Below are 11,095 nucleotides of genomic sequence, written 5' to 3'. Positions count from 1 at the left end.
GGCCATGGATTCCGTTCTCAAAGCTGCGTCCTAACCACCTTGACTAATGCTATAACTGGATTTGATATGATTCGATCCAACCAAAATTTCCAAATCATCCGGCGATCGCCCTCAATCAAAAAAGGAGAGGAAATTATTTCCCCTCCTTTTAATGATCTAATGATCGACTATTTCTGCTCTTTCAACAAGCCGAGGATAGTATCCAGTTTTTCCTCAAGTTTTTGGTTTTTATCCTCCAATTTGGCAATCTTATCCAACAGTGCTTGATTTTCTGAAACTTCAGCCGCCACCCGCAATTTACGCACATCCCGACCAAAGCCCATCAAGGCCGGACGTTCTACATAGGTGACCCGGTGCAGCACCCGCCAGGCTTTGTTGGGTTTACCCGCCTGGGTCTGGCGCAGTGCCCGCGCTTCTTCGTCGTTGCTGCGTAGCCATTCGGGATCGACTACATAGTTGAAGAAGTCTTGGAAGTGATCGGTGCTGCCTTCCAGGTAGAAGCTCATAAACCGATAGCGATCGACTTTTTCCCCAGGCAGAATGGGGCGATCGTTGTAGTCGGTGATGCCTTTATATTCCAAACCACTCAGGTCTACACTCAACTCAAATCCCTTGCTTCGGGCTTCAGTTTTGGTCATCGTTTGGGTCAGGTTTACAGTCGCTTGGGCGGTGAGTTCTGCCGTAGCCATTGCACCAAACTTGGCTTCTGCCCCCAAGGCTGCATTCATCGTAAATGAACCACCAATGGTATGTTCCACTGTGTTGGCAAAGCTTTGCTGTTCTGAGCGCAGCCCACCATCGGCATCCCACACATAGGTATTGACAATGTTCCGTTTCGCAGCGCGAATTTGCAGATCTTCCATCCGTTTCTGCCAACCGGCAAAGCTTTCTGTTGCTTGAACCTGCTTCTCTTGGTCGGTGATTTTGCTCTGAATTTCCGCTTGTTTGGCTTGGGTAGCCTGGCTCTGTTTATCCACATTGGCATTGGCATTGGCTTGGAGATTTTGAAGCTTTGCCGCATCGGCTGCTTTTTTCTCCTCCTCTGTCATCTCGGTGGAGGGTTGGTCTTCCTCTCGATGAACGCCAATCGTGCTAGGCGCTGGGCCGCTGTCAATGTTGCGATCCAGGGAGGCTTCATCTAAGAGGCGCGCATTAAAGTTAGAGAAGTAAGATTCTCGGCGCTTGTCCTCAGCTTCAATCTGTTCTTTCAGGTCGTAGGCTTCTTTGAGGCGGTAGTAGCTGGCTGGATAGAGGGAGCCATATTGCGATCGCATTTCGGGAACGTGCTTGAAAAAGCGATCGCTGGTGGCGCTGCTGCCGGTCATCCCATCCAGACTGCCGTTCATGGTGTAGGCCGGGTTCATCAAGAAGGTGATGGTATTGACATCTGGCGGCAGACCTTCGACGGGACGCACCTGGTAGCCCACCATCTTGCCGCTGCGGGCTAGGCGGGTCACAAACACATCGGAGATGGCCGAGACTACTAGGGCATAGCCAATATTCTTGGGAATAAAGCGGGTGCCGAGATGAGGGAAGTGGGGCTTCACTTCAGGGGTTCCCCGCAGTTCCAGTCTATCGGTCAAGCTGAGGGACGAACTGGAGGTAATGTTGCTCTCGTTTAAGAACTGGTAGCTGAAGTCAAAGTTGCCTTTGAACCCGGCTCGCATGGTGGCTACTCGGGTTGTTAATCCGATACCCGCTGCGGCATCGGTTGCGGCCCCAGCAAAAATCTCTGCCGCTGCGCCTAATCCGCTATCTTGGGCGCGGTTCCAGCTAAAGTCCACATCTTCCGACATGGTCAGTTCCACCGAGGTGGCACCGTTGTAGTCTTCTTCGATGGTCAAGTTCTCGCTAGGAACGGGTGGTGGCCCTTCGATGTACCCCAGCAGGGTTGGGGCAAACTGGGCATTGCCAATCCACTTCAGTTCCAGGGTTTCGATTCGCTTATCCGGCAGCAGCGTGGCCCCATTGATGGTGGGCGCACCCAGGAAGCGCCGCATGATTGCGACCTTGCGCTTGGTAGTTGGATCCAGGGTGACGGTGCTGTACTCCGCAGAGACCAGGGCATCGCCGCCAATGGGCAGGGTATTGTCTGCGGTGGTTAGTGCTTCATGAACTGTGCCATGGCGATTGCCCGCTAGGTCTTGAACCTTGCGAGTGTTGCCTTCCATCTTGATTTCATTCAGTGGATAGTAGGCCACTAAGTGAGGTTCCTTGCCGCCGAGGCGGGTATTCATGTCTGCCTGAATTTCATCCTGGGTACGGGCGATATTCCAGATACGAAGATCAGCCATACAACCCTGAAACACAGTGCCGCTGTCACTGCCCCGCACATCGCGCCCAATACGGTGAGAAATGGTCGCAGTTTTATCGGCAAAGGCTCCGGAGTGTTCCAGATCACGCACACCATCAACATAAGTGTAAACTTTCTGGTTTTCTCGATCTCTGACAAAGCTAATGAAGTGCCATTGATTGAGCCCTAGCTTTACAGTGCCAAGAGCCCCGGAGCCATCCCAGTAAAATCTCAGGCTTCCACCAGCAAGAATCTCAAAGTTGATATTGAGCGCGTTTTGCAGACCATAGTCTCCTAGCAAGATTCCCCGCTTATGAGTCGGAATTTTCACCCACATAGAAACGGTGAACGAACTTGAGAAAATGGGCAATGGCCGTGCTAGTTCCAGATAGTCATCAACCCCATCAAATTGCATCACTGTATGCCCAGGATTGCCGATAGGTACCGTAGAGGCCCACCAGCTAGCACCGGATACCGTGCCATTGTTGCCGTTGCCAGAATGATCGCGAACTTCTACGCCCGTCGCTTCACTCATGGGATAGTAAGCCAATAACCCTGGTTCATTACCACTCAGTAAGGTTTTGCTGTTAATAGCAATTTCCTCTTCACTGATAGCATCACCCCAAATACGAACTTCGGAAAGCTTACCAAAGGGTTGCCCGGCGGTTGAATTGCCAATAGTATGGACAGCGCCAACCACTTTGATAATTGCCTTCTTGATGGCTTCCAGTTTCTGCTGTGCTGCAGAATCATTGGGGGATTTTGTCAAACTTTCCTCGGCATCGGCTAGAGCCTTAGCCTTGGTGTCGCCAACCCTTTGACCATCAATGTAAAACAGAGTCGTATCTCCTTTAGCGACTGCGGTTAGATGGTGCCAACCCAAGGAGAGTTGATCTAAATTAAAACCGCAGTCAAAGAATCTTTGTCCTTGAATATCATTCCGCAGCCAGATCCCCAACTGTTTACCATCTTTGACCAGAACATGGTGCCCACCGTCTGAACGGCTTAAGGTGTTCCACTCCAACTTTTCAGGCAAAGGATAGACAAACCAAGCTTCCATGCTCCAATCCATAGGTAGGGGCAAGGCGGCTTTTAAGGTCAAGACACTATTGCTTAGGTTGAAGTTGAGACAAGCCCGATGGGCATCAGGAATCCACTGTTCAAAGGCCGCATTTCGGCTATCAGCGGTAGCATCGTAGTTGGTTTGCCGCATCCGACCCTGATTATCAAAGTAACTCAGTTGGACGTTCCCCTCACAGGTTTCTAGGGCATGGAGGCGACTTACTGGTTGTACAAACCCAAGCAATGCTCCTTGAGTCACTAAGTCATTGCTATCCTTGGTGATGTCAGGCATTGTCTGAGGCTTTGCTTGAATGTTTTTGATAGCATTCAACAGCCCTGCATTCAAGGTAATTATCTCAGCCTGAATTTGCTTCAACTGTGTAATTACCTCTTGCAGCCGCAGTTCCCAAGCTTTCTTCTTCTCCTCATCTGCATCTAGTAATTGCTTCAGATTTTTTAGCTCAATCTGTTTTTCTTGAAGTTGTCTTTTTTTGTCCTGCAAATTTAGACGAGCAATCTCTATCTTATTGTTGGTTCTTTCTCCAGTAGACACCAATTTCCACTGTGACCACCACTCATCATAGTTTGAGCGTAACTCTAAATTGCTGATATTGCGTCCAGTATTAGTAATCCTGACTCCTTCTCCTCTGGCCTTGAGAGACATATAGTAATAGCCACTCGCACCTGGAATGAATTTCCATCTTGTTTCATCGTTAGACATTGATCGTATTTCAATGTTTAAAACATTGTTGTCCCGTCCACAAATAGAAAGTCTTTGATGCTCTCCCAATGCTTTGAGGGATACAGAGTAAAAACCGTCTGCCTCCTTGATGAATTTCCATAGCTGCCAATCACTGACTGCTTGAGATGTTAGTTCTGCATTGTAAATTGAACTGCCTCTGAGTACATCATCAATGTTGTCTCGGTATACAATTTGAACTTTCGCCCCCTCATTTGCCCTCAACACAAAGTAGCAGTAGTAGTTGAATGGACTATTCACCTCATCATTATAGATTCGCTCAAGTTGAACCACCTGATTGCCCAAATTAGTCACCAGTTGATTGAGTGCTTCATACTCTTTGCGAATTTTTTCTAAATTCTTCAGCCCTTCGAGTTTTGTTTCCAATTCTCGTTTTTCTTTGAGTAGAATTCCTTCCCGACTCTCTTTTAAATGCAATGCTTTTAGCTCATGTGACAATGTAGGTTGATCATCCCCTAAAGTTACTAGAGCTACGTCATCGATATATTTTGCCGTTGTTATCGCGTCAGACAACAGACGAATGCGATGCTTTCGGATTTCCAAGGAGTTCCAGTTGCCCTGTACTCTGGCAATCTCAAAGGAGCGTAGAAGACTGATCTCGTCAGGAATCGTTAGGGTACAGGAAGCCCGATACCAGCCGTTCCCCAGATCTTCAAACTCATCTTGCACCGCCGAGACCGCAATGGTGTCGTTAGCGCTGCGGCTGGTTTTGCCCCAGTGAGAGAAGGTGAAGATCTTGGTACCTTGCCCCCGACCATCGGCATTGTTCAGATCCGCCAGCGTCACTGGTTTGGCAGCATTGACCTTGAACTCAAAGCTTTCTTCATAGGTAGCGCGTTGGCTCACAGCAAATAGGTCAGAATTGCTATATTTCACCGCATCGGCTCCGCTGGCCAGCTTACGGCTGAGGGTAGCGGCACTGACATAGGGATCACCATAAACGGTGCCCTCATTGCCATGGATAGAGAAATCGCTCACCTTGCCGAAGGCAAGGCCACCCAAACGCCAATATCCTTCCAGGCCCACCTCTTTACCCCGCAGTTGCAGGTACATATTGTTTTTGATGGTGTCCGCACTTTGGGGCAGCGACCAGATCCGTACCTCGGCCAGATGCCCAGAGAAAAAGTCTTGGCCTACTTTTCCGAACTGATAATTGCTGGATGGATCACTGTAAAGCTTTTCCGGTACATCCTCAACAACAGCAAATTCCACACCATTTTTATAGAACCTGAAACGGTTGCCATCTTTCACCCAGGCTACATGAACCCAAGTCTCCGCCTGGTCAAAAAAGTTGTCGAAAGTACCGCTCAAGACAGACTCTTGGCTGGGATCACCAAACGCCATGTAATGCAAGCCGCCGTTGTCAGGCGCAATCCACAACGAAGGTTTCCATAGATCATTGCCCATCACAGCTTGGGTTGCCCCAGTATTGATCTGTGTCGGCTTGATCCAGACAGAAAGGGTGAAGTTCTTGTTTTTGCCAAAGGGATCGGCAATTTCGATATAGTCGTTCACGCCATCCAGCACAATGCCGCGCCGCTTGCGAGAGACGACTTTGATGTTGACGGCTTCCCCTTTAGCCCACCGCCGCTCGATCACAAAGTGATTATCATCAACGGTCTGCACTGGATAGGTATTGTCATAGCTATCGGTGCCAATGATTTGCACCTCATCCCCATCCTCAAGACCGTGGTAATCGCAGGTAACGCGCAGCTTGCCGTCAGCGGTCTTCTCGTAGGCGGCAATCATGCCATCGAAAATTAAGCCCGCCTCCTCTAGATCTTCCTTTTCCCAATAGCCTAAGTTATCGGCGGGGGTAGGTAGCGCAATCTCGAAGGTACGGTCGTCGATCTTCTGAGCCCCATAGAGCCCCCGTATATCAGGGGTTCCGGAGATTTTCACCAGATCGCCGTTGGCCAGTTGGCCCGCCTCTCCTTCGGTGGATACCATCACCAGGTCTTCGGCATCATCGGCATCAGTACCCAGGGCCAATCCACGGATCACCCCCAGGGGTGGTGGGGTTTGGTCGGCCAGGGCTTTGACTTCATCTAGGGTATTGAGGGGCAGCAAAATTTCCCGCTGACGACTGCGGGCAATGGTGCGTTCAGGGGTTTCATCAATTTCAGACAGGGTGCCATCTCCGGCAATGGCAAAGCTCAGAGCTGCAACCCCTTTATCAGTGGGGATAGCGACCATGAGTTTAGTGGCGCTCCGCAGTAGTTGGGTATCCCCGGATTGGGTTTCCTGTTCCTGTTGAAGATCGTACTTGGTGGCTGACAGACCATTGGTAATGGAAACCCCATCAATATCCAACGTGCGCTGGATAACCCCTGGAATCTTCTTGGGCACCAGACTACCCTCCGCCTCTTCGTAAATGGTGTAGTCTTTGAGGTCGAAGAGACCTTCCTGTGAGGCGCGTAGGGTCGTCAGTTCAACTTTTTTAGTCTGGCTATTGTAGGCAAAGATATGCCACCGATGAACATCATTTTCAATCGTGGGCACTACTACCACAGAAAACCAACCTTTGTGCAGGTTGCTGACCAAGCAAAGTTCCGTTGTGGGTTCATAGAAGAAATTACCATTGGCATCCCGGAAGTCGAGGGTATCAACATTGCTGAGGCCGTTGTTACCCATCGCCATCGTTTTGGTCGGGGTGTGCTTTTGTCGACTCCGCTTAAAGCGAACTTCCAGCTTGCGGTTCAGTTTGTTGGTCATGCCATCCAACACAAACCGATCAATCAATAGCGTATTGCTCGTAGATTGACGGAACACATAAATATGATCAAGGGCCGCGATCGCCTGAACGGGGGCAACGGCTGTCATGCCTTGGGTCGAGTAGCGAGACCTTAGCAAATAGCGACTCTGATCATTCTGATAGGTGAATTCGGCTTTTTCTTGCTCAATTACTGACGGGTCATCGTCTTCATTGGGAAATTCCAGGGTTTGCCAGGTTTCCCAGCCGGTTCTTTGGTCGGCGGGGGTATTCAGGTAGCTATCTTCAAAGCCATCTTGCTTCACCGTATAGAAGACCTTACCCTCGGTATCGGTGCCGAATACGACGACCTTACCCTCATGGGTAATTGTACTAATATGTTGGAGTTTGTCTTTTTTTAGGTACATAAGTTCCTGTTTTGTTGAGAGATTCTACATTGTTAGCCAAGGACACGATCGCCGCTTCCTGGCCCGATCGCTCCCCTTGCAGTTGTCACGATGCTGATCACATTTTCCCTGATGCCAGTTTGGGGCTGGGACTAACGAAAAAACTCATCCCCCTTCAAAAAAAAGAGTGAATCCTAGTCGTTCTGTCGGTTACTGCACCCGCAAATGGGACGAGAAACTATCGGATAATTTTTTAATACCTTAGCCTTCAAGCGATGGCAGGAAGTCGATTCTTTTTATTTTTTTAATAAAGTCATGGAGCTGCCCGCAGAAAAGCGGCCACAGCTCCGTCAGGCCATCGAGAATTGAAATTACCTGGACATCAGGGGCAGCCGGTTTATGGATATATTTAAACTCTTAATAAACTCGGACTCATTAGCCTAATTTTAACCGATAATTTACGGATGTTTTGGGATGAGCCGGGTGGTGGACAACCGGTTCCGGGACGGCGTGGCGGTGGGCGATCGCTCCGCCGTGGAGAATCCCACCGACGGATGGGGCGCGGACTACCTGTGGATTGGCGACGTGACCGAACCCTTCACCCTCACGGGCTGCAGCAAACCGCCTCAAATCGGCTCTGGCTTACCCAATTCAAGTGGTGAATTGGGAAACGCAACCTGTCCCCGAACCCACCCTGGCGATCGGTTTGGGGGTCGGAGCCCTGGCTATGACTCGCCTGCGCCGCCGCAACAGTTGATCGGCGATCGCCACATCAAAACCCTAAAACGCGCCCCACCTCCTCCCCCACCGCGCCATCCTCTTCGGCGGCGAAACATTTTCCACCCCGACGAAACCCACCCCAGAAGCGATCGCGAAGGGTCTCCACAGGAGAATCGCGAAGCGTTGACCCAGGAGAATCGCCTTTTGCCAAACACTGACGGGGGTAATCGCCATAGCTTTAAACAGCGAGGACCCCCTAGAAGCACCATTAAAAGGCTTCCCCCCAATAAGCGCGAATCTGATATCGGGGTTCCGGAAGCGTTGACCCAGGAGAATCGAAACCGGGTTAGGGGAGATTGGAGGATTCAAGAACCCACTTTCTGACCCTTAGCGGCAAAACTAGCTAAAATGTCAACAACCCCTAGCCCCCAACTCAAAAATGACTCAAACTCTTGATATCACCGGACTCACCCCAGAACAAATCGAGCAAATTCACAAGATGATAGAAACTTTTAAAACTATTAATCAACAGCAGAAACAAGGCGATCGCCCACTAATAACTGACTCCACCAGCCCCCTCACCCAGGCTCAAAAAATAGTCAAAAAATATGGGAAAAATCGCAACCTAACAGAGGAACTGATTCAAGAACGCCGTCACGAGTCTATAGCAGTCCTAAATGATTTATAACATCTTCTTCTCCCCTCTCCCGTTCTGGGAGAGGGGTTGGGGGTGAGGGTCTTCCACAACTGATTTAGGATTGCTATATCCATGAGTAATGTAATCATGGATGCCTCTGCCATATTAGCATTTCTCAATCAAGAAAGCGGGAGTGAACAAATAACAGACTTGATTGAAAATGCAACGATTAGCACCATTAATTTATCGGAAGTTATTGCTAAATTGGCCGAAATTGGCATCTCAGAAACCGAGATTTTGCAAATTTTGTCCGACTTGAACTTAAAAATTGTTCCCTTTGATGAACCGCAAGCTCATATTGCTGGTATGCTACGACCCATCACTAAACCTCTAGGCTTATCCCTAGGCGATCAGGCTTGTCTAGGCTTGGGTCTTGTTCTCAATCAACCCGTAATCACCGCAGACCGCCAATGGAGTCAGCTAAATCTCAACCTCGAATTTCGAGTGATTCGGTAAAAAGGTTTCCCCCCAATCAACCGAATCTGATATCCGCCATTGAAACCGGTTTAGAGGAGATTTAAGCAGCAAAGAAACTCGGTTTTTGACCCTGGGCCGCAAAATTAGCTAGAATGTCAGCAACCCCTAGCCCACGACGAAAAAATGACTCAAACTCTTGATATCACCGGACTAACCCCAAAACCAATCGAGCCAATTTATCTAATGATAGAAATCTTTAAAACTATCAATCAACAGCAGAACAAATCAGCCCCAGAAAATCTCTCGGAATTAGACCGGGATTCCTGGTTTTTTGAGAGCTAAATTCTCCCACCCTTTAATCGGACGATGCTTTATGGCAGGGGAAGCTCAACGAATTTATCTGGATATGAACATCCTGGCTTATGTTGCTAATACCAAAGCCCCTCAACATCAAGCCGCCTTAGAAATATTTAGACCGACCGACAGGGAAATTTTGTGTGTCTCATCGCAGGTTTTAGCGGAATTTTACTCCTATATTACTAATCCCGCTATTTTAGCCACGCCTTTACAGCCAACGGAAGCAATTATCCGCATTAACCGGATTTGTCAGATGCCCCATATCTGCTTACTTTCAACTCCGGTGGATCTGTTTGAAGGTTGGATTGGTTTATTGGCAGAAAGACCTGTAACCAATGGAGGAGTTTTTGATTTACTGCATATTTGGATCGTGTTAGCCCATGAAGTGAACAGCATCTACACGTTTAATATCAAGGACTTTTCTTGGTGTTCCCAAATTGAGGCGATCGCTCCGAGTCACCGTTAATCAACCCACCCAGAATCATCGCCTTTTGTCTGACGGGGGAAATAGCGATCGCGAAGCGTCTCGGTAGAAGCGATCGCCTTCCTCACGGACGACCCCCTAGAAGCGCCCTTAAAAGGCCTTTCCCCCAATCAACCGAATCTGATGTCCGCCATTGAAACCTGGTTAGGGGAGATTTAAGCAGCCACCCAGAAACCCGGTTTCCGAACCCTCACCCCAAGTTCTCAAATTCGCTAAAATATCAGCAAAGTGCGAGACGTTTAGGAGTTCAATAGGGCTGAGATGCCCGAAATAACCTCCTAGTGGGGACTTCAACCCCTTGGTTGAATACAAGACAACTCGTTTCTGACCATCCCCATAACTGTTTATATGTCCCGACGTTTTGTATCACAAGATACCAAAACCAGGCAGGGAACCCCAGGTCAACATACTTTGTAATAAATCCTAACAATTTGTTACAAAGTATGTTGAGGGTAAAGGCGATAGCCACCCCCAGTTTCGGGAATCACAACTCTGGGATTGAAGCGGGGAACGGAAGGCGTGAAGTAGAACCTACTACCAAAAGCGACCACTGCCAACCATCCATGATTAGGGAAACCGAATGTCCGGCTTGAACCATCGTAAATATTTAGTAGCGGAATAAGTTTTTATACGCTGCGATCAAAAGAGCAAGGGGAATAGTAGGGGACTTTTGCAACTACCTACACAGACCTTTAAAAGTACCCCGGTGGAGAGGACAAATCTAAAGATGGAATGCCCATATAAACGGAACGTTGTAATCCCTCTAAGGCTCTGATTATCTGGTCGAGGTAATCAGTAGTGATAAGTGTAAGCGGATGGTGCGAGACGTTCGGGTATGAAATAGGGCTGAAATGCCCGAAATAACTACCCGGTGAGGATTCCAGCTCCGAATCTGGATATAAGGAGACCTCTCCTGACCATCCTCATAACTGGTTATATGTCCCGACGCTTAGGGAACTAAGCAAGGCAGGGAACTCAAGGTCATAAACGAACTGAGAAATCAGGGAGTAGAGAGTAACGGCGATAGCCACCCCCAGTTTTGGAAATCATAACTCCAGGATTGAAGCGGGGAACGGAAGGCGTGAGGTAGAACCTACTACCAAGACGCGACCACTGCCAACCATCTATGATTAGCAAGACCGAATGTCCGGCTTGAACCATCGTAATACACTAGCAGCGAAATAGGTTGACACGCTGCGCTCAAAA

Annotated in this window: 9 protein-coding genes; 6 read left to right on the top strand and 3 right to left on the bottom strand. The window is 48.9% G+C overall.

What is annotated here, in order from left to right; all coding sequences use genetic code 11:
• Nucleotides 1–167: 167 nt before the first annotated feature.
• Together P5683_RS18990 and P5683_RS26535 are read right to left on the bottom strand one after the other, a co-directional pair.
• Nucleotides 168–7,235: a LamG-like jellyroll fold domain-containing protein gene (locus P5683_RS18990; RefSeq protein WP_315640872.1), complete on the bottom strand. Its 7,068-nt coding sequence runs from the start codon at nt 7,233–7,235 to the stop codon at nt 168–170.
• Between the two features lie 414 nt (nt 7,236–7,649).
• Entirely contained in the window at nt 7,650–7,844 is a 195-nt protein-coding gene (locus P5683_RS26535) for a hypothetical protein (protein ID WP_157234566.1), read from the bottom strand.
• Nucleotides 7,845–7,869: 25 nt separating this feature from the next.
• On the opposite strand from P5683_RS26535, the gene P5683_RS26530 reads away from it, so the two are divergent.
• The gene (locus P5683_RS26530; RefSeq protein ID WP_369076547.1) at nt 7,870–7,971 is read left to right on the top strand and encodes a PEP-CTERM sorting domain-containing protein; all 102 of its coding nucleotides are present in this window, start codon (nt 7,870–7,872) and stop codon (nt 7,969–7,971) included.
• 23 nt (nt 7,972–7,994) lie between these two features.
• On the opposite strand, the gene P5683_RS26525 is transcribed toward P5683_RS26530, so the two are convergent.
• Nucleotides 7,995–8,168 carry a hypothetical protein gene (locus P5683_RS26525; RefSeq protein ID WP_157234568.1) on the bottom strand — a complete coding sequence of 58 codons (174 nt, stop codon included), beginning with the start codon at nt 8,166–8,168 and terminating at the stop codon, nt 7,995–7,997.
• Between the two features lie 205 nt (nt 8,169–8,373).
• Between P5683_RS26525 and P5683_RS18980 the strand changes: the two genes are divergently transcribed.
• From P5683_RS18980 to P5683_RS26520, 5 genes are all read left to right on the top strand, one after another.
• The gene (locus P5683_RS18980) at nt 8,374–8,622 is read left to right on the top strand and encodes a hypothetical protein (RefSeq protein ID WP_315640870.1); all 249 of its coding nucleotides are present in this window, start codon (nt 8,374–8,376) and stop codon (nt 8,620–8,622) included.
• A gap of 81 nt (nt 8,623–8,703) precedes the next feature.
• Nucleotides 8,704–9,087, top strand: a complete 384-nt coding sequence (locus tag P5683_RS18975; RefSeq protein ID WP_315640869.1) for a type II toxin-antitoxin system VapC family toxin — start codon at nt 8,704–8,706, stop codon at nt 9,085–9,087.
• 144 nt (nt 9,088–9,231) lie between these two features.
• Nucleotides 9,232–9,390: a hypothetical protein gene (locus P5683_RS18970; protein ID WP_006624828.1), complete on the top strand. Its 159-nt coding sequence runs from the start codon at nt 9,232–9,234 to the stop codon at nt 9,388–9,390.
• 31 nt (nt 9,391–9,421) lie between these two features.
• The gene (locus P5683_RS18965) at nt 9,422–9,871 is read left to right on the top strand and encodes a hypothetical protein (protein ID WP_006624827.1); all 450 of its coding nucleotides are present in this window, start codon (nt 9,422–9,424) and stop codon (nt 9,869–9,871) included.
• Between the two features lie 72 nt (nt 9,872–9,943).
• On the top strand, nt 9,944–10,048 hold the full coding sequence (locus P5683_RS26520) for a hypothetical protein (RefSeq protein ID WP_396442575.1): 105 nt from the start codon (nt 9,944–9,946) through the stop codon (nt 10,046–10,048).
• The last annotated feature ends 1,047 nt before the right edge of the window (nt 10,049–11,095 follow it).

Source organism: Limnospira sp. PMC 1279.21 (genome assembly GCF_032349615.1).
GTDB lineage: Bacteria > Cyanobacteriota > Cyanobacteriia > Cyanobacteriales > Microcoleaceae > Limnospira > Limnospira fusiformis.
Note: the sequence above shows the minus strand (reverse complement) of the source record. Positions and strands in the feature narration are given on the sequence as shown.